This is a genomic window from Rhodospirillales bacterium (assembly GCA_018666775.1).
In the GTDB taxonomy this organism is placed as follows: domain Bacteria; phylum Pseudomonadota; class Alphaproteobacteria; order SMXQ01; family SMXQ01; genus JABIXC01.
This window is the reverse complement of record JABIXC010000017.1, coordinates 174,539-192,587: the sequence shown is the minus strand read 5'-3', so window position 1 is coordinate 192,587 and position 18,049 is coordinate 174,539. Positions and strand designations below refer to the sequence as shown.

Annotated in this window: 17 protein-coding genes; 5 read left to right on the top strand and 12 right to left on the bottom strand. The window is 53.9% G+C overall.

The window, feature by feature from the left end:
• Nucleotide 1: 1 nt before the first annotated feature.
• The 11 genes from hflX to ccsA all read right to left on the bottom strand — a co-directional run bounded on the left by hflX (nucleotide 2) and on the right by ccsA (nucleotide 13,049).
• On the bottom strand, nucleotides 2-1,273 hold the full coding sequence (gene hflX, locus HOJ08_08895; protein MBT5673550.1) for a GTPase HflX: 1,272 nt from the start codon (nucleotides 1,271-1,273) through the stop codon (nucleotides 2-4).
• 161 nt (nucleotides 1,274-1,434) lie between these two features.
• Entirely contained in the window at nucleotides 1,435-1,704 is a 270-nt protein-coding gene (gene hfq, locus HOJ08_08890) for an RNA chaperone Hfq (GenBank protein ID MBT5673549.1), read from the bottom strand.
• A gap of 91 nt (nucleotides 1,705-1,795) precedes the next feature.
• Complete coding sequence (locus tag HOJ08_08885) at nucleotides 1,796-2,509, bottom strand: HAD family hydrolase (GenBank protein MBT5673548.1); 714 nt, start codon at nucleotides 2,507-2,509, stop codon at nucleotides 1,796-1,798.
• Nucleotides 2,506-3,363 carry a D-amino-acid transaminase gene (locus tag HOJ08_08880; protein ID MBT5673547.1) on the bottom strand — a complete coding sequence of 286 codons (858 nt, stop codon included), beginning with the start codon at nucleotides 3,361-3,363 and terminating at the stop codon, nucleotides 2,506-2,508. The genes HOJ08_08885 and HOJ08_08880 overlap by 4 nt, the downstream gene beginning before the upstream one ends.
• Before the next feature lie 20 nt (nucleotides 3,364-3,383).
• The gene (trkA, locus tag HOJ08_08875; protein MBT5673546.1) at nucleotides 3,384-4,760 is read right to left on the bottom strand and encodes a Trk system potassium transporter TrkA; all 1,377 of its coding nucleotides are present in this window, start codon (nucleotides 4,758-4,760) and stop codon (nucleotides 3,384-3,386) included.
• Nucleotides 4,761-4,797: 37 nt separating this feature from the next.
• Entirely contained in the window at nucleotides 4,798-6,204 is a 1,407-nt protein-coding gene (locus tag HOJ08_08870) for a sigma-54-dependent Fis family transcriptional regulator (GenBank protein MBT5673545.1), read from the bottom strand.
• Nucleotides 6,197-8,446, bottom strand: a complete 2,250-nt coding sequence (locus HOJ08_08865) for a PAS domain-containing sensor histidine kinase (protein ID MBT5673544.1) — start codon at nucleotides 8,444-8,446, stop codon at nucleotides 6,197-6,199. The genes HOJ08_08870 and HOJ08_08865 overlap by 8 nt, the downstream gene beginning before the upstream one ends.
• Before the next feature lie 48 nt (nucleotides 8,447-8,494).
• Nucleotides 8,495-9,940, bottom strand: a complete 1,446-nt coding sequence (ntrC, locus tag HOJ08_08860; GenBank protein ID MBT5673543.1) for a nitrogen regulation protein NR(I) — start codon at nucleotides 9,938-9,940, stop codon at nucleotides 8,495-8,497.
• Complete coding sequence (locus tag HOJ08_08855) at nucleotides 9,937-11,058, bottom strand: PAS domain-containing protein (protein MBT5673542.1); 1,122 nt, start codon at nucleotides 11,056-11,058, stop codon at nucleotides 9,937-9,939. The genes ntrC and HOJ08_08855 overlap by 4 nt, the downstream gene beginning before the upstream one ends.
• Nucleotides 11,055-12,074 carry a tRNA dihydrouridine synthase DusB gene (gene dusB / locus HOJ08_08850; protein MBT5673541.1) on the bottom strand — a complete coding sequence of 340 codons (1,020 nt, stop codon included), beginning with the start codon at nucleotides 12,072-12,074 and terminating at the stop codon, nucleotides 11,055-11,057. The genes HOJ08_08855 and dusB overlap by 4 nt, the downstream gene beginning before the upstream one ends.
• A gap of 144 nt (nucleotides 12,075-12,218) precedes the next feature.
• Nucleotides 12,219-13,049, bottom strand: a complete 831-nt coding sequence (gene ccsA, locus HOJ08_08845) for a cytochrome c biogenesis protein CcsA (protein MBT5673540.1) — start codon at nucleotides 13,047-13,049, stop codon at nucleotides 12,219-12,221.
• Between the two features lie 127 nt (nucleotides 13,050-13,176).
• On the opposite strand from ccsA, the gene HOJ08_08840 reads away from it, so the two are divergent.
• From HOJ08_08840 to HOJ08_08820, 5 genes are read left to right on the top strand one after another with little or no spacing between them, the layout of a single operon-like run.
• Nucleotides 13,177-14,382: a bifunctional 2-C-methyl-D-erythritol 4-phosphate cytidylyltransferase/2-C-methyl-D-erythritol 2,4-cyclodiphosphate synthase gene (locus tag HOJ08_08840; GenBank protein ID MBT5673539.1), complete on the top strand. Its 1,206-nt coding sequence runs from the start codon at nucleotides 13,177-13,179 to the stop codon at nucleotides 14,380-14,382.
• Complete coding sequence (locus HOJ08_08835; GenBank protein ID MBT5673538.1) at nucleotides 14,379-14,882, top strand: phosphatidylglycerophosphatase A; 504 nt, start codon at nucleotides 14,379-14,381, stop codon at nucleotides 14,880-14,882. The genes HOJ08_08840 and HOJ08_08835 overlap by 4 nt, the downstream gene beginning before the upstream one ends.
• 7 nt (nucleotides 14,883-14,889) lie before the next feature.
• Nucleotides 14,890-15,405, top strand: a complete 516-nt coding sequence (locus HOJ08_08830) for a CinA family protein (GenBank protein ID MBT5673537.1) — start codon at nucleotides 14,890-14,892, stop codon at nucleotides 15,403-15,405.
• A gap of 31 nt (nucleotides 15,406-15,436) precedes the next feature.
• Nucleotides 15,437-16,135, top strand: coding sequence for a CPBP family intramembrane metalloprotease (locus tag HOJ08_08825; protein ID MBT5673536.1), 699 nt, complete (start codon nucleotides 15,437-15,439; stop codon nucleotides 16,133-16,135).
• A gap of 13 nt (nucleotides 16,136-16,148) precedes the next feature.
• Nucleotides 16,149-17,258, top strand: a complete 1,110-nt coding sequence (locus HOJ08_08820) for an S-(hydroxymethyl)glutathione dehydrogenase/class III alcohol dehydrogenase (protein MBT5673535.1) — start codon at nucleotides 16,149-16,151, stop codon at nucleotides 17,256-17,258.
• Here the strand turns inward: HOJ08_08820 and HOJ08_08815 are convergent.
• Nucleotides 17,255-18,043: a sulfite exporter TauE/SafE family protein gene (locus tag HOJ08_08815; protein ID MBT5673534.1), complete on the bottom strand. Its 789-nt coding sequence runs from the start codon at nucleotides 18,041-18,043 to the stop codon at nucleotides 17,255-17,257. The genes HOJ08_08820 and HOJ08_08815 overlap by 4 nt on opposite strands.
• Nucleotides 18,044-18,049: the final 6 nt, after the last annotated feature.

Genomic DNA, 18,049 nt, shown 5'->3' with positions numbered 1-18,049 from the left:
TTTAGCAATCCTTAGCGCGGGCGTGCTCATACCGGGCGGCGTTTTCGGGGTCTAGGGCGACGCGGATTTTGGTGGTGCCGGTTTCGTCGTCGGTGCGCTCTAGCACTTCGCCGTGGGCGTAGAGCCAGGCGAGGTTGGCACCCTCAGATGCGGCCAAGGTGTAGTCATAGATGCGGCGTTTGGCGGCAAAGAAGCCATCGATGGCGGCTGTAAAGCCATCCATGCCGTCGCCCGTGATGGCAGATAAGGCCACGGTGTCATCATGGTGTTCTGCTGAGGTTTCAATGCGGGCTTTGTCGTCTGCGCCCAACAGATCGGTTTTGTTCAAAACCTCAATCACATTGTCATCGGTTTTGGGCGATAAGCCCAGTTCGGTCAAAACATGGAACACGTCGCGCTTTTGGGCTTCGGAATCAGCATGGGAAATATCGCGAACATGGATCACCAGATCGGCCGACAAGACTTCTTCGAGCGTGGCCCGAAAGGCCGCCACCAAATCTGTGGGCAGGTCAGACACAAAGCCAACGGTGTCAGACAAGATGATCTTTCTGCCAGATTCCAGCGTCACCCCCCGCATGGTCGGGTCCAGGGTGGCAAATAACAGGTCTTCGGCGAAGACTTCGGATTTGGTAATCCGGTTAAACAGCGTTGATTTCCCGGCATTGGTATAGCCAACCAAGGCCACCACCGGAAACGGCACCCGTTTACGCGCGGCCCGGTGCAGGCCACGGGTGCGGGCGACTTTTTTCAGGTCCCCTTTGATCTTTGCAATGCGGCTGTCGATCTGGCGACGATCAGACTCGATCTGGGTTTCACCGGGACCGCCCAAAAAGCCCACGCCGCCGCGTTGGCGTTCCAAATGGGTCCATGACCGCACAAGACGCGAGCGTTGATAGGTAAGCGCTGCCAGTTCCACCTGCAAGCGGCCTTCGCGGGTGCGCGCACGTTCGCCAAAGATTTCGAGGATTAAACCGGTTCGGTCAATGACCTTGCATTTCCATTCGGTTTCCAGATTGCGCTGCTGGACCGGGGTCAGGGTGCCATCGAACACCACAACCTTGACCTCTTCGGTCTCGAACAGCGGTTTCAGGGAATCAATGGCACCGGCACCCAAAAACGTTGGTGCCCGGGGGCGGTTAACGCGAACACAGTCGGAAAACACAATTTCCAGATGGATGGCTTCGGCCAAGCCAATGGCTTCTTCTAAACGCGATTCCTGGGAACGACCACGCCCAGCCAGCCCAGACCCGGGGCCGCTGACCACGGGCACGATAACGGCTGCGCGCCCGGCAACGCCATCGGCACCATGATCGGACTCGCCAATAGGGCCGCCGGAAAAGGCCGCCTTTTTGGGTGTGCGCTGCGCATCATACGGGGGCTTAGGAGACAAATTTCCCCCGGGATTTAAAGACGAAACGCAACAAACCGCTTTGTTTATTCATCTTCGGAAGCGGAATCCCCTGCACCACCTTCTTCTTCGTCCCAAAGCTGGATTGGGCCAGAAGGCATCACGGTGGAAATCGCATGCTTATAAACAAGTTGGGAATGAGTATCGCGGCGCAGCAAGACCGAAAAATTATCAAACCATGTAATAATGCCCTGCAATTTCACGCCATTGACGAGGAAAACAGTGACGGGTGCTTTGTCTTTGCGAACGCTGTTCAGAAAGACATCCTGAAGATTCTGGGATTTATCTGCGGCCATTTTTAAATTCCTTTGGTTCGATTGTTTTTGAGATGGGCACCAGGCCGAACCTTCTCCGGTGTCCCCGTACTTAACGTCCATAGCTTAACCATTAAACTTGGCCATTGGATATGGGGGCTTTTACCTTATCCACAAGTTCTTTCAACTGCCCCATGTCATTTATTTTGCAATTAGGGCCGATAAATTGGGCCATATTGTGATCGATGAGCTCTTTTTCGGTGTCTGGGCCCATGACAATCAACGCCGTCATGCCTGCATTGGCCGCACATTCCACATCAATGGCACCGTCCCCCACAAACCAAACGTCCGATCCCGGCCCGAAACCAGCACCTTTTAGGGCCATATGCACCGGGGCCGGGTCTGGTTTATCGGCAGGCGCGTCGGTGGCACCGATAATGTGGGAAAAACAATCCCCCCAGCCAAGTGCCGCCACTTCGGCACGGAGGTAATCGCCGGATTTATTGCTGACCACGCCCATATAGAGCCCGGTTTCCTTTAAGGCCCGCAAAGCCTGTTCAGCGCAGGGTTTCGCTTCTAAATGTTGCAGATGAACCGCTTTGAAGTGATCGTAGAAAATTTTGCGGGCATCTTTCCAGTCATCGCCAAAATAGTCCGGAAAACTATCGCGCAGCGACTTGCGCAGCCGGGCCTTGCTTTGATCCAATGTCCAGGTTTCCAGCCCATAGGCCGAAAACGCCGCATTCAGGGCATCATGAATGGCGGCCCAGTTATCGACCAAGGTGTTATCCCAATCGAACAGAATGGCCCGTGGATTTGTCGGATATTCAGGGGTTTTGGTGCTCACGCCGGTTCTCCGGCACCCAGATATTCGTCATAGGTTGCCAGCAATTTCAGGGTAAAAGGCCCCGGTACCCCCTTGATTGCCACGTCATCAATGGCATTGACCGGCAAAATGTTGAAACTGGTCGCGGTCAGGAAGACTTCCGCCGCACTTTGGGCTTCGGCCACGGTAAAAGAACGCTCAACACACTTAAGCGATGCTTTTTTGGCCAGCGCCATCACCGTGCGCCGGGTCACCCCATCCAAAATGGCACCATCTGCTGCCCGGGTGATCAATTCGCCATCTTTGGTGACGATCCAGATGTTGGATGCACTGCCTTCCGTGATCAGGCCATCGTCGCCAACCTGAATGGCTTCATGGGCCCCTTTGGACCGCGCTTCTTGTTTAGCCAATACATTAGGTAAAAGCGATATCGACTTGATATCACATCGTTTCCACCGAATATCAGGAACGGTAATCACGGCGCAGCCATCGCGCATCAGCGCGGCCGGTGCGCCCCGTCTGGTGCGTGCAGTCACCACCAAAGCGGTGCCCGGATTGGTCGGAAAAGCATGATCGCGGGGCGCTGACCCCCGGGTCACCTGAAGATAGATCATGCCGTTTTTGATATGATTGCGACGCAAGACCTGTCCGATGACCACCCGCAATGCCCCATCCGTCATAGGCGGATCAATGGACAATTCCCCCAAAGACCGTTCAAGACGGGCCAGATGCAGGTCTTCGTCAACCAGCGATCCTTGATGGACGGCGATCACTTCGTAAACCCCATCGGCAAATTGATAGCCACGGTCTTCGATGTGAACGCTCGCATATCCATGGGGCAAATAACGGCCATTAACATAGGCAATACGCGACATTTAGGTCTCCGGGCTGCTTTCTAGAAAAATTCGAGGCCGACCGCAAACATGCGTTCTACTTTGCGCACGGCTTCGGTTACGGCAAAAATAATGACCCGGTCATTGGCTTTGATGACGGTATCGCCCCGGGGCAGGATCACCACACCATCGCGCAAGATAGCACCAAAGATAACGCCGGCGGGCAGCTTCACATCGCGAATGGCAGAACCCACCAGACCCGATGTTTCCAGGGCCTCGGCTTCCATCACCTCGCCAAACCCTTCATGGACGGCGTGGGCCGCACGAATACGGCCCCGGCGAATGTGCTGCAAAATCGTCGAAACGGTGATGGCCCGAGGGCTCACCACCACATCAATGCCCAGACTGGTCACAAGGGATGGATAGTTGGGGTTGTTGATCAAGGCCATGGCCTTGCCCGCGCCATACCGTTTGGCCAAAAGGGACGCCAAAATATTCACTTCATCATCATTGGTGACGGCAATCACCGCTTCTGCATTGGCAACATTGGCTTCATTCAGGATTACGGGATCAAGAGCATCGCCATTAATCACGACGGTCTTGTCGACCTCACTGGCGGCGACTTCAGCGCGCGCGGCCTTGTATTCAATGATTTTCGCGGTGACGCCCGGATGATGCTGTTCTATTTCGCGGGCAAGATGGGTTCCGATGTTGCCCCCGCCCAGAATGATAATCCGCCGGGCTTCGGCTTCTTCATGGCCAAACGCCGCCATCACACGCCCGATATGGTTGGTATCGGCGATAAAATAAACCTCATCGCCCGGCAACATATGATCCGATGATTCAGGCACAAACCCCACGCCATCGCGGATAATGCCCACAACAATCGTGTTCAGACCGGGAAACAATTCCTGAAGTTGGCGCAAGGGGGTGTGAATGATGGGGCAATCATCATCACAACGCACCCCGATCAACTGCACCAGACCATCGGCCAGATTAATGGTATCGAACGCACCGGGGACATGCAGCCTGCGGGAAATGGCGCGGCTAACCTCAATTTCCGGGGAAATAATCACATCGATGGGCATATGGTCGCGACTGAACAATTCTGCCCAGATCGGCAGAAGATAGCTTTGGTTGCGCACCCGGGCGATTTTAGTCGGCACATCAAACAGGGAATGGGCCACCTGACAGGCAACCATGTTGACTTCGTCTGCATAGGTGACGGCAACAATCATGTCGGCATCTTCGATGCCTGCAGCTTCCAGCACGTCTGGATGGGAGGCGAACCCCTCCATTGCCTTCACATCCATGGAATCGCCGATTTTGCGAACCAGTTCTGGTGAAGAATCGATCACCGTGACGTCGTTATCTTCAGCCACAAGATGGCGCACAATGGAAGTGCCAACCTGTCCTGCGCCACAAACAATAACTTTCATGGGCTTATTACCCCCCGGCAAATGCCTTTAAAATCATTCATGCCCCGGACCTTTCCCGGCCCGAATTTTCCACAACAATACCAAGCATTTTGATTTTGCGGTGAAGGGCAGTTCTCTCCATACCAATAAATTCAGCAGTTTTGGAAACATTTCCACCAAAGCGGTCAATCTGGGCCTCCAGATATTCCCGTTCAAATTTTTCCCGCGCGGCCCGAAGATCAAGGCCCATCAACTGTTCCCTGCCATCGCGGCCCGGCGTTGCAGGGCCAACACCAACAATTTCCGGGGGCAACATATCGGCCTTAATCGGGCCTTCTTCATTGCTTGGGGCCATAATCAACAACCGCTCTACAACGTTGCGCAGCTGGCGCACATTGCCGGGCCAGTCATGGGATTGCAGCGCGCCCAGCGCATCATTGCCTAGACTGCGCGCCGCCAACCCCGATGTTTGGGCTGAACGGGACATAAAATATTTGATCAATTCAGGAATGTCTTCGCGCCGATCTTTCAACGGCGGCACGGCAATGGGCACCACAGCCAGGCGATAATATAAATCTTCGCGAAAACGGGCATTGGCAATTTCAGATTCAAGATCGCGGCTGGTCGCGGCAACAACCCGCACGTCAACTTCGATCAAGACAGACCCGCCAACACGTTCAAAGGTCTGTTCCTGCAACACCCGAACAATTTTTCCCTGTGTTTCTAGGGGCATGTCCCCCACTTCATCCAGAAACAAGGTGCCCTTGTTGGCATTCTCGAACACCCCCAGATGACGATCCGTCCCATCAATGCCTTCGGCACCAAACAGTTCTGTCTCTAATCTATCTGGATGCATGGATGCACAATTAACGGCAACAAAGGGGCCGCCTGCACGCTGGGATTCGCCATGAATCGCACGGGCAACCAGTTCTTTGCCAACCCCGGCTGGCCCTGTGATCAGAACCCGGCTGGCGGTTGGGGCAACCTTGTTGATGGCAGAACGCACCATGCGCATGGCAGGAGAACTTCCGATCATATCTGGATCATCTGCACGCATGCGCAATTCCAGATTTTCACGGCGAAGCTGTGCTGCTTCGATAGCGCGGGCCGCCAAGAGGATCAGGCGGTCTGATTTGAATGGCTTTTCAATATAGTCATAAGCCCCTTGCTTGATGGCCATGACAGCGGATTCGATGTTTCCATGACCAGACATAATCACCACGGGAATGTCTGGATATTGGGCTTTGATGATGCCCAACAGTTCAATGCCGTCGATTTTGCTGCCCTGTAACCACACATCAAGAACGATTAACGAAGGCCTGGATTGATCGATTAGACGAAGGGCTTCTTCTGCACCGGGGGCCTCGCGGGTTGTATAGCCTTCATCCACAAGCACACCTGCAGTCAAAAGCCGGATGTCATTTTCGTCATCGACGATCAGGATATCATGGGTAACATCAGTCATTGCTTATCCCTGGAACTTCTTTTTCTACAGAACCATCATTTGGCTCTTTCGTCGCAAAGATCAGGCTAACCTTGGCACCACCACCGGGGCGGTCTTCAAGAACCAGCGCCCCCCCATGATCCTCCATGATCTTTTGAACAATGGCAAGACCAAGGCCGGTACCTTCAGCCCGTGTTGTCACGTATGGATCGGTCAGGTCACGGCCAATATCACGCGGCAACCCAAGACCGTTATCGGCAACCGTGATGATGATGCGATCACCGTCTTCTTTCAGGCTCAGCCAAATATCACCATCGGTTTTCTGCGCATCCAAAAGACGGGTGGTAACGGAATCCGCAGCGTTCTGAAAAAGATTGATCAAGGCCTGACCCAATTGACGATCATCACAAAGGATTTCAAAACGAGGCTGGGAAATATCTTCATGATAGGTGATTTCCGGGTTGGCCCCACGCTGCAAAAACAAGACACGCTGAATGATGGGAAGCAGGTCATGGTTTTCAAGGGCCGGGGCCGGCATCCGAGCAAACAAAGAAAATTCGCCAATCATTTCACCAATATCCCCAACTTGGCGAATAATGGTATCGATGCATTCGTCAAAGGTCTTGGGGTCTGATTTAATCTCATCAGAATAGCGCCGCCGCAGCCTTTCTGCCGCCAACTGAATTGGGGTCAGGGGATTTTTGATTTCATGGGCAAGTCGCCTTGCCACATCTGACCATGCTGCTTTGCGCTGGGCTGAAATCAATTCAGTGATATTATCAAAGGTCACAACGAACCCGCTGGATTCGCTATCAGACCGTTCGGCAATAATGCGCACCAAAAGTGTTCTGGGGCGGCCCTGGTGATGAATTTCAATTTCCGCTTCATACTTTTGACCCGGCAATTTTCTTGCCCGCTCGATAATCTCTGCCATTTCCGGAAGCAGGGTGATCATCGGCTGGCCCACCGCATGTTCCAGATCAGTGTCCATCAAATCCGATGCTGTTTGATTAGGAAAATTGATACATCCCTTTCCATCAAGACCGATAACACCGGCACTAACACCGGAAAAGACTGCTTCAATAAAGCGTCGACGGGCATCAATTTGGCGATTGGCTTCGACCAATTCTTCCCGTTGATTTCCCAACTGATCCGTCATGCGGTTAAAGGCCCTTGCCAAAGAAGCCAGCTCGTCTTCTCCGATTTCATCAACCCGCGCGGAAAGGTCGCCTGCACGAATGCGGTCCGCAGCAGTAATCAGGCCTGATATTGGTCTTGCCAGTTTGTTTGCGAAACTAAGCCCCACCCAAGCTGAAACAAATAACAAAAGCAGTGCCACCACCACAAAGATCAAGGCAAAAAGAAACTCAAGATCTTGGCGCACTTGCTCAAGAGAATTATAGGCATTGGCTGCTGTTTTGGTTTTCTCAATCCTATCCAACACCTTGGCATCAACAAAACGCCCCACCATAAGAAACGCGTCACTAGAGGGCGAAAGGGCAACCATGGCCCGAATTCGGTCATCATCATCCCCTGCCAGATAAACCACACGCCCTTTTCGCGCCTGTTCTATGGCAATGATCGGGGTCCGCTCAAAAGCAAGAGAGAAGCTGACACTTGAACGACCCAGAATGCGACCAACATCATCAAAAATCACGGCTTCTGAAAGGGATCGCAACTGAACCTGCAATTCGATCACACGATTAAGCGCCCGCTTATCGGTACTTAATTCTGGCCATTGACGATTCAGGTCATTGGCAAATGCTAAAACATCCCCACCAATATTTCGTCGATGTTCTTTCAGATACGATTCCGCCACCGCCAAAGACTGGGTCACAGCCGTGCGCACCTGATCATTAAACCAGTTTTGAATCCCGAAGTTAAAAACAAGTGCCGAAAAAATAGCAACGACAACGGCAGGTGTCAGGGCAACCAAACCAAACAACGTGACAAGACGAACATGAAGTCCGGAACCCGCAGCCCCCCGGCGGTGTTCCAGCCACACCTGTACCATGCGTCTGCCCACAAGAATTCCAAGGGCCAAAAGCAGTCCAAAATCAAGATAGAGCAATCCAACAACAAGATCGGTTGACCGTGGCCCAGCACCGGGGGGATGCGCAAAAACACCATAGGTCGCCACCCCGGATGCAGCAGCTGCAACCGCCAGCGCCACGGCAAGCTTCTCCGTCAGGCCAACACGGCTGGCCCAACGCGACAACTGCCCAAATTTTTGGGGAAGGATATGGTTTATGTTGTCAGACATAAGAACAAAATTGCCCGGACCAAATTGCGATCAACTCTAATTTGGGCGTCATTTTACGCCCCTCACCACCTGGATATCCAATTCACGAAGCTTCTTGCGCAACGTATTCCGATTAAGACCCAACAGTTCCGCTGCTTTAATCTGGTTTCCTCTGGTGGCATCCAGACAAATGCTCAAAAGTGGTTTTTCCACTTCCTTAATGATGCGCTCATAAAGACCCGGAGGGGGCAAGCGATCCTTGTGGGCCGAAAAGTAATCCCTGATATGGCGCTCAACGGAACCGCTCAGGCTTTCATTTTCCTGAGGGCTTGTTTCCAAAGTTGCGCCACTGACATCAGACAGTTCCGCCTCAATCACATCGGCACCGATCACTTCCTGGGAATACAATGCAGCAAGACGACGCACCATATTTTCCAGTTCCCGGACATTGCCCGGCCAGCGATAATCCCGAAGCCGGTCCAGTGCCATTTCATCCAACCGCTTCACGGGCAACCCTTCGGCTTCGGCCTGTTTCAGGAAATGGCGCACCAGGGCCGGAACATCCTCTGTCCTTTCGCGCAAAGGCGGCAGACGGATCGGCACCACGTTAAGGCGGTAAAACAAATCTTCCCGGAACAAACCCTGAGACACCAAACGACGAAGATTGTGATGGGTGGCTGCAATGATCCGGACATTGGTGCGGATAGCCGTGCGCCCACCAACGGTGGTGTATTCACCTTCTTGCAACACCCGAAGCAAACGGGTTTGGGCTTCCAGTGGCATATCGCCAATTTCATCAAGGAACAATGTCCCGCCTTCGGCCTGTTCAAACCGCCCACCATGACGTTGGTTTGCCCCGGTAAAAGCGCCGCGTTCATGACCAAACAGATCACTTTCAATCAATTCGCGGGGAATGGCCGCCATGTTAATGGCAACGAATGCACGGTCACGGCGGGCACCATAATCATGCAAGGCGCGGGCCACCAATTCCTTGCCCGTCCCCGATTCGCCTGAAATCATGACCGTCAAATCTGTGCTCACAAGTCTGGCCAGTGTCCGATAAATTTCCTGCATGGCAGGGGATGTGCCGATCAAGGGCAGCTGTTCTTCTTCCTCATCCGCGCTAGATTTATCCTTTGGCATGGCTTTGGGTTGAGACAGGGCTTTTTTGACAACAGCAACCAGTTCGTTCAGATCAAAGGGTTTGGGCAAATAATCAAATGCACCCCGCTGGGCCGCCTTGACTGCCGTCAGCAAGGTGTTTTGCGCGCTCATCACAACGATGCGAAGTTCGGGGCGGATTTTGCGAATACGGGGCAACAGGTCCAGACCATTTTCATCCGGCAAGACCACATCGGTAATCACCATGTCGCCTTCCCCATCTGCAACCCAGTTCCATAACGTCGATGCATTTGATGTTGCCCGAACCAGATACCCACTGCGCGTTAGCGCCTGGCTGACCACGGTTCGGATTGCTTGATCGTCATCCGCAACAAGGATTGTCATTTCCGTCATTCTTTATTCTCCGTTTCCCGAAATGCCGGGAGATACACCTTGAAAATTGTTTCACCGGGTTCGCTTACAAATTCAATCATCCCGCCAAGATCGCCAATAATTTTTGCAACCAGTGCCAGCCCCAACCCCGTGCCTGTGGGTTTTGTCGTCACAAACGCATCGAACAGATGTGTCCTGAGATCATCTGAAATGCCGCCGCCATTGTCTCCAACCGTAATGACCAGGGGCAACTGGGTTCGCATGTCTGAACCCGGGCGCTGCATCTTGAGCCCATGCTGATAGGCACTTGTCAGGGTAATTTCACCACCGTCATCCGGGGCCGCTTCTGCTGCATTCTTGACCAGATTGAGAAACACCTGAACCAACTGATCCCGATCACCGGCCACCATTGGCAAAGACGGATCATAGTGTTCGCGAAACCGAACCTCACGTGCAAAGCCACTTTCTGCAAGGCGGCGCACATGTTCCAGAACCTGATGGATATTGATGGGCTGGCGCTCGATCTGGGGCTGTTCGGAAAATGCCTCCATGCTATCGACCAGCGCACAAATGCGATCTGTTTCATCACAGATCAAATGGGTCAGGCTGCGGTCATCTTCATTTGCACCCTGTTCAAGAAGCTGGGCCGCGCCCCGGATTCCGGAAAGGGGGTTCTTCACCTCATGGGCAAGAACCGCTGCCATCCCGGTCAAGGAACGCGCCGCAGACCGGCTGTTAATCTCATCGGTCATTTTTGAAGCAATGGTCCGGTCATGAAATGACACGATGACAGAATCCAGCGTATCAACGATGGGGGCAACCTGAATGGTGACCAGCCGCGGCCCCGTGCGTAGCGTTTCCAGTGTGACGCCATATTCAGACAGGCTTGCCCCCTGAACAAGAACTTGCCGGATCATGGAAAACAGGGGGCTGTCTTGGGAAATCATATCCGCCAGCACCCGATTACATAGCCACGATTGGGATGCTTCAAAAAACTGTTCGGCGGCGATGTTCACATAGCGAATAACACCAGCTTCATTCACAACCAAAACCGGGTCCGCCAAAGAATTCAGCACCGCTTCAAACGATGCCTCATCGGCAACCGATTTATTTCCTGTATCTTCCGCTTTTACCGTCATGCCACAGCCATGGTTTGGTCTTCATCACAATTCGTCATATCTTCACCCACAGCACGATCAAAAAACTCGCGCACGCAATCCAGAACCTGTTGGGGTTCTTCCATACGAAAAACCTCGGCGCGAAACTGCGCACTGTCCCGGATGCCCTGGCTATACCAGCCCAGATGCTTGCGCGCCTGGCGAAGCCCTAGATGGTTGCCGTGATGGGAAAGCATGTCTTTGAAATGGGTCAACGCGATCTCGCCGCGTTGTGCCATGGAAGGATCGGGGATACGGGTGCCATCGGCCAGAAACCGCGCAACCTGATTTAGGAACCATGGCCGACCATAGGCACCGCGGCCAATCATCACGCCATCGGCACCTGAGCGTGCCATCGCGCGCGACGCATCCTCGACCGTGCGAATATCACCATTGACCACCACCGGCAAAGAAACCGCTGCCTTAACCTGGCGCACGAATTCCCAATCGGCCTGGCCTTTGTAAAACTGGCACCGGGTGCGGCCATGGACCGTGATCATGCGCACCCCTGCTTGTTCCGCAATTTTGGCGATGGTGGCGGCATTTCGGTTGGTGTCATCCCAACCCGTCCTGATTTTAAGGGTCACGGGAAGCGAGACCGCCTTAACCGTGGCATCCAAAATCTCACCAACCAGCGCCTCGTCGCGCATCAAGGCCGAGCCTGCCTGTTTGTTCACAACATTTTTGGCCGGGCACCCCATATTGATATCAATGATGGCCGCCCCCCGGTCTTCATTAAGCTTGGCTGCTTCTGCCATGGTTTCGGGATCACAGCCGGCCAGTTGCACCGCCATGGGAAATTCTTCCGCTTCGGTGCTGCCCATTTTGAGTGACTGCGCCGTTGCATGCACCATGGCTTTGCTGGCGATCATTTCAGAGACCACCATCCCTGCCCCCGCGCGCTTTACCAGACGACGAAATGGCAGGTCCGTGACACCCGACATGGGCGCCAACAAAACCGGGCTTTCCAGACAAATGGATCCAATGGAAATGGTCATTTTTTAAGCAATGCTTCCGTGTGATTAAACAGGGGGCATGTGATCAAACAAGGGGCATATGATGAATTTGAGGGCAACTTAGTCCTGAATTTGGACAGTCACAAGGAAATACCGGCCAACAATCGGGCCCAAGACCGGGGTAAATCACCCCAGAATAATGTCGCTCACCAGCTTCACACCGGGATAGCCAAGGGTCAAAAACAGATATGCCAGCAACAAATAGCGTGCGGCCCGCTGACCTGCCAGGCCCATGATCCTGCTCACCAATAAAAGCCCGACAATGACGGCAAACGCCAACACGGAAAACAGAATCTTGTGGTTAAACACAAGAACTACCCCATTTTCCATGTATTCCGTGACCATGCCCGTGACCAGGCCAAGCCCCAGCACCATCGCCGAAATCCAAAGCAACCGCCGCTGCAACCGTTCGCCATCCGCAGCGGAAGGCAGCACGGCTGTCAAAAAGGTTGGTTTTCTGGCCTTTAAGGCACGTTCCTGCATATAAACCGCAAACGCCGCCGTTGCCGCCAACGTGACCAGCGCATAGGTCGCCACAGAAATGCCGATATGTAGATTAAGCCATGCTGCCGGCACTGCGGGCGTTGCCGGGGAAAGCCCCCTTGAAAGTTCATGGCCTGTCAGGCCCCAAATGGTTGCCAGCACCCCAAGACAGATGAGGTAGCTGCCAAACAGAGGCAACAGCCTTGCACAGGTGGCACTCGCCATCGAAATCATCGCAAAAAAGCTCAGCGCACCGGCGATTGTGACCCAAAGGGTGGGTGCCAGACCGGTTTGCCAGCCAAGGCCAAAAATGCTCCAAACCCAGGCGTATGTGCCGGCTATCCCCACCAGCACCACCGTCCAGAACCCCAAATCACGGACATCGGTGTCTGCGCCCGGCTTGCACAAAAAGCCCAATAAGGCCATGGGGATCAGGGCCACCAGGGCCGCAATATTAAAAACAACCATATTCATAGCTTTCGGAGTACATCACCCAAGGTTTGGCTGCAAGGTTCTTGCGTTCTTCCCCCTTGGCAGAAAGCAAATGGACGGATACCCTCCAAGCGCATGAAAAGCCTTCAATTTTATCTTATGAGCACCCATGACTGACTCCATTGCGCTTATTGTCGCCGCAGGACGTGGCAAAAGAATGGCTGGCCGCGTTGATGATCCTGCCAAACAGTATATGAGGCTGGGCACAATGACGGTGCTGGCCCAATCGATCGCTGCTTTTCAGTCCCATCCCCGCATTACCGCCGTCAGGGTGGTGATTCACGCCGATGATCGTGATCTTTACGATAAGGCCATCTTTGATTTGGTTTCGGGAGAAAAAGACCTTCTGGAACCGGTGATCGGCGGGGCCACCCGGCAAGATTCCGTTCGTTTGGGGCTTGAAAGCATCAAGGATTCCGGGTTTGACACGGTTCTCATTCATGATGGGGCAAGGCCATTGGTTGATTCTGCCACCATTGGCCGGGTGCTGGATGCACTGGAAACCACCCATGCCCATGGGGCAATCCCCGCAATGGCCATCAACGATAGCCTGAAACAGGCCAACAATGGCGTCATTACGGGGAAACATGTGGACCGCGAAGGCCTGTATCGCGCCCAAACGCCCCAAGGGTTTGCTTTTGACAAAATATTAGCCGCCCATCAAACGGCAGCATCGACCAGCAGCACCTTTACCGATGATGCCGGCGTCGCCGCCGCTGCGGGTATCGAGGTCTCAATCGTTGCAGGCACGGATGATAATTTTAAAATTACCACGGCCGAAGATCTGGCCCGCGCCGAACATTTACTGGCCGGCATGGGAGAAACCCGCCATGGATCAGGGTTTGATGTCCATGCCTTTGATCCAGACAAGCCAGGCCCGGTTCGGCTGTGTGGCATTGATGTGCCCTTCGATAAATCCCTTTCCGGCCATTCTGATGCCGACGTTGCCCTTCATGCCCTGACCGATGCCCTGCTGGGTGCTGTGGGGGGCGGCGACATTGGGGCCCATTTCCCCCCATCAGACCCACGCTGGAAAGATGCGGATTCATCTATTTTCCTGAAACGCGCATCGGAAATTGTCACCATTCGTGGCGGGACCATCATCAACGCAGACATCACCATCATCTGCGAAGCCCCAAAAATTGCCCCCTGGGGGGCCAAAATGTCAGAAAAAATCGCTGAAATCATTGGCCTTGATCCCAAACGCATCAGCATCAAAGCCACCACCACCGAACGGTTGGGCACCGTCGGTGAAGGCCAGGGCATCGCCGCTCAGGCCATAGCCACCATTGCTATTCCAAAGCCAAAGCCATGAACGACCAATCCCAAACCTTGCCCAATGGGCTTTCTTTCTGGGACCCGGCAGCGCTGATCAGCACGTGGTTTGGCTGCGGTTTGTTGCCAAAGGCACCGGGCACCTGGGGATCGCTGGCGGCATTGCCGCTGGCCTGGGTGATTGCTGATAAATTCGGGGCTTATGCCTTGATTGGTGCCGGTATTGCGGCCTTTCTATTGGGGCTTTGGAGTTGCCAAAAATATCTGGAACATGCCCGGGAAAAAGACCCGGGCTCTATTGTGATCGATGAAGTTGCCGGGGTGATGCTGTCGCTGGTTCCAGCCGTTTTGCCCCAAGGCCCCGATATCATCGCATTCGGACTTGGGTTTATCCTGTTTCGTATCTTCGATATCATGAAGCCATGGCCTGTAAACTGGCTTGAAAACAAATTCGAAGGCGCCCTTGGGGTGATGCTGGATGATGTGGGTGCTGCCCTTTATGCGGGCATCTGTATTTCAATTTATTTGCTTATATCATAGGGTGGTAATGTACTTTTCTGACAAATCACTTGAACTAGCAAATGCCCTGATTATGCACGCCGCCAGCCGCGGATTGCGCATTAGTTGTGCCGAATCATGTACTGGTGGCCTGATCGGTGGGGCCATCACCGAAGTCCCCGGTGCATCGGATGTATTCGAAGGCGGATTCATCACCTATGCCAACAGTGCCAAATCCGCCATATTAGGAGTCCCTATCCAGCTTATGGATGATGTCGGTGCGGTCAGCGAAGCAGTTGCCAGGGCCATGGCTGAGGGCGCACTTATGGCGGCAAATGCCGATTTGGCCGTTTCCACAACTGGCATCGCCGGGCCGGGTGGTGGCACCGATGATAAACCGGTTGGCCTAGTTCACATCGCAGCAGCTGCAACGGGACGAGGCACCTTGCATATCCGCCGCGTCTTTAAAGGTGATCGCCAAAGTGTACGGGAACAAACCGTTGAAACCGCCCTTGCGCTTCTTCTGGAACAGGCAGAAACTCCGCCGGTCAAAAACCAACCCTGAGAAAACCCCTTATGAATATTGAAAACCCCTTATGAATATTGAAAACCCCTACTACCAGATCACTTTGCGTAACGTTATAGGCATCACCCTGTTCTCGGTGCTGATCTTTGTCATCGCTGGCGTTATTCTGGTGCAACTTGATCCAACCATTTTCACCCCTGGACGCGCGCTTGGGGATCGGATGCTGTGGGTTACGTTTTTGGCCACAGGCTCCGTTATTGGTGCCACGGCTTATGTTGTTGGGGTCCGAACACCAATGGTTTGGGGCGTGGTCGGCCTGATCCGCCCCGATGCCCGATGGATTTTAATCGGGGTTGCCACAGCGGCCGCGCTGTTTTTTGTCGGTGAACGCATGGATGCCCTTTTGGGCTTTGGCATCATTGAAAACACCCGGGCCAATTACGCAGACAGCATGACCACGCCGATGGGCGTATTCCTCTTGATCGCTGTGATGGGCTTTATCCTGCCCATTCCCCTTGAGATCTATTTCCGGGGAATTTTGTTCAATTATCTGGGCCGGCTCTTGGGCTTTGAAGGTGCTGTTGGGTTTTCGGCGCTTATTTACGGGCTGACCTATTTCAACCCAGCCATTCCCATCTATATGGCCTATGGCATCATCCATGGTGCTGTGTTGGCCATTTTGTATGCCCGTTCTGGCTCGCTCTGGACCGCCATTGCTGCCAATGGGGCGCTGGCATCATTGATCCTTGCCAAAATCGCCTGGGGCTAAGGGGCATTCATCCATGAAAACCCGCGCTGCTGTCGCCTTTCAATCCGGAACGCCACTTGAAATTGTCGAGGTTGATCTGGATGGCCCAAGGGCCGGTGAGGTTTTGGTGGAAATCAAGGCAACGGGGATTTGCCACACCGATGCCTTCACCCTGTCGGGCAACGATCCCGAAGGCTTGTTTCCAGCCATTCTTGGCCATGAAGGGGCCGGTGTTGTGGTTGAGACCGGCAAAGGTGTCGCCAGCCTTGCTGAGGGGGATCACGTTATCCCGCTTTACACCCCACAATGCGGCGAGTGCGAGTACTGCCTGAACCCAAAAACCAATCTGTGTCAGGCCATCCGCACCACCCAGGGCCAGGGCATGATGCCCGATGGTTCATCGCGGTTTTCCTATAAAGGCAAACCGCTGCACCATTATATGGGCACATCGACCTTTTCCAATTTCACGGTCGTGCCTGAAATCGCGCTGGCCAAGGTGCGCAAAGACGCCCCCTTTGACAAGATTTGCTACATCGGCTGCGGCGTGACCACGGGCATCGGCGCCGTGACCAACACAGCCAAGGTGGAAAAAGGCTCAAACTGCGTTGTGTTTGGTCTGGGCGGTATCGGGCTTAACGTCATTCAGGGCCTACGCATGGTTGGGGCCAACAAGATTGTCGGCGTTGACACCAACGATGCCAAAAAAGCCTGGGGTGAAAAATTCGGCATGACCGATTTCGTCAATCCCACCACTATCAAAGGCGACCTGGTCGAGCATCTGGTTGAATTGACCGGCGGCGGGGCTGATTACAGCTTTGAATGCATTGGCAACACAAACACCATGCGCATCGCCCTTGAATGCTGTCACAAGGGTTGGGGTGAATCGATCATCATCGGCGTTGCCGGCTCAGGTCAGGAAATAGCCACCCGCCCCTTCCAGCTGGTCACCGGCCGGTCATGGCGTGGCACGGCCTTTGGTGGCGCGAGCGGGCGCAGTGATGTGCCGGGCATTGTTGATCTTTATATGGATGGCAAGATCGAAATTGATTCCATGATCACCCATACTCTGGCGCTGGATGACATCAATAAGGGCTTTGATTTGATGCACGATGGCACCTCAATCCGGTCTGTCGTGGTTTACTAGAAATTTGTAGCCCAGCCGGGAAGATAGCCGCCACGTTCAGCCGCGATCCAGATCAGGCGCAAGGCCAATCCTGTCATCAAAACCTGAAACAAAAGCCGAAAGCTGCGCTCCCCCATATGATCAAGGGTGATCCGCCCGACCCAATTGCCCATATTCGCGGTCACAATCATGGCGGCCATCAAGGGGATATAGCTGCCGACCGCCACCCCAAGCGCGCCAAAGGCCACGACCTTGGTGCTATGGACCAAGATCATCAGGGCCGCCACCGTTGCCGCGTGATTGCGCCGATCCGGGCTGGCATGGGCAACAAACGGCGCGATCAAAGTGCCTGTGGCGGACACAAACATGCCCAAAAAGGTTGCGCCAAAGCCCAGAAAACCAAAACGGGATTTTTCCTTGCCCATGGTGCCAACGATGGGCACCCAGGTCACAATCAGGATAAAAATGCCCAATATGCCCTGTAAAGCGACCGTTGGCAGAGCGACAAAAAGCTGTGCCCCGGCGGTCGCGCCAACAATCGCCCCGATCAAAAAGGGCAACATGGTGTCTTTCAACACATAGCGCCACATCATGATCGCGCGCCCGACCCCAACGCCCAACTGAACAACCGTATGAACCGGAATCAAGACGGCTGGTGGGAAAATCAACGCCATGATGCCCAGCAAAATCAGCCCGCCTGCGGTGCCCGCAACAACGCCAACAAAGGCCGTAAAGAACGACGCCGTGGACAGGCCGAGCATTATCCAGCCGTTAACATCGGCCATGCCAAATATTGGGGAATCCATGGGAAG

Bases quoted from the DNA above. Each gene is read 5' to 3' on its own strand.
- hfq (MBT5673549.1), bottom strand. From the start codon at position 1,704: ATGGCCGCAGATAAATCCCAGAATCTTCAGGATGTCTTTCTGAACAGC.
- HOJ08_08880 (MBT5673547.1), bottom strand. From the start codon at position 3,363: ATGTCGCGTATTGCCTATGTTAATGGCCGTTATTTGCCCCATGGATAT.
- trkA (MBT5673546.1), bottom strand. From the start codon at position 4,760: ATGAAAGTTATTGTTTGTGGCGCAGGACAGGTTGGCACTTCCATTGTG.
- HOJ08_08870 (MBT5673545.1), bottom strand. From the start codon at position 6,204: ATGACTGATGTTACCCATGATATCCTGATCGTCGATGACGAAAATGAC.
- HOJ08_08865 (MBT5673544.1), bottom strand. From the start codon at position 8,446: ATGTCTGACAACATAAACCATATCCTTCCCCAAAAATTTGGGCAGTTG.
- ntrC (MBT5673543.1), bottom strand. From the start codon at position 9,940: ATGACGGAAATGACAATCCTTGTTGCGGATGACGATCAAGCAATCCGA.
- HOJ08_08855 (MBT5673542.1), bottom strand. From the start codon at position 11,058: ATGACGGTAAAAGCGGAAGATACAGGAAATAAATCGGTTGCCGATGAG.
- dusB (MBT5673541.1), bottom strand. From the start codon at position 12,074: ATGACCATTTCCATTGGATCCATTTGTCTGGAAAGCCCGGTTTTGTTG.
- ccsA (MBT5673540.1), bottom strand. From the start codon at position 13,049: ATGAATATGGTTGTTTTTAATATTGCGGCCCTGGTGGCCCTGATCCCC.
- HOJ08_08840 (MBT5673539.1), top strand. From the start codon at position 13,177: ATGACTGACTCCATTGCGCTTATTGTCGCCGCAGGACGTGGCAAAAGA.
- HOJ08_08835 (MBT5673538.1), top strand. From the start codon at position 14,379: ATGAACGACCAATCCCAAACCTTGCCCAATGGGCTTTCTTTCTGGGAC.
- HOJ08_08830 (MBT5673537.1), top strand. From the start codon at position 14,890: ATGTACTTTTCTGACAAATCACTTGAACTAGCAAATGCCCTGATTATG.
- HOJ08_08825 (MBT5673536.1), top strand. From the start codon at position 15,437: ATGAATATTGAAAACCCCTACTACCAGATCACTTTGCGTAACGTTATA.
- HOJ08_08820 (MBT5673535.1), top strand. From the start codon at position 16,149: ATGAAAACCCGCGCTGCTGTCGCCTTTCAATCCGGAACGCCACTTGAA.
- HOJ08_08815 (MBT5673534.1), bottom strand. From the start codon at position 18,043: ATGGATTCCCCAATATTTGGCATGGCCGATGTTAACGGCTGGATAATG.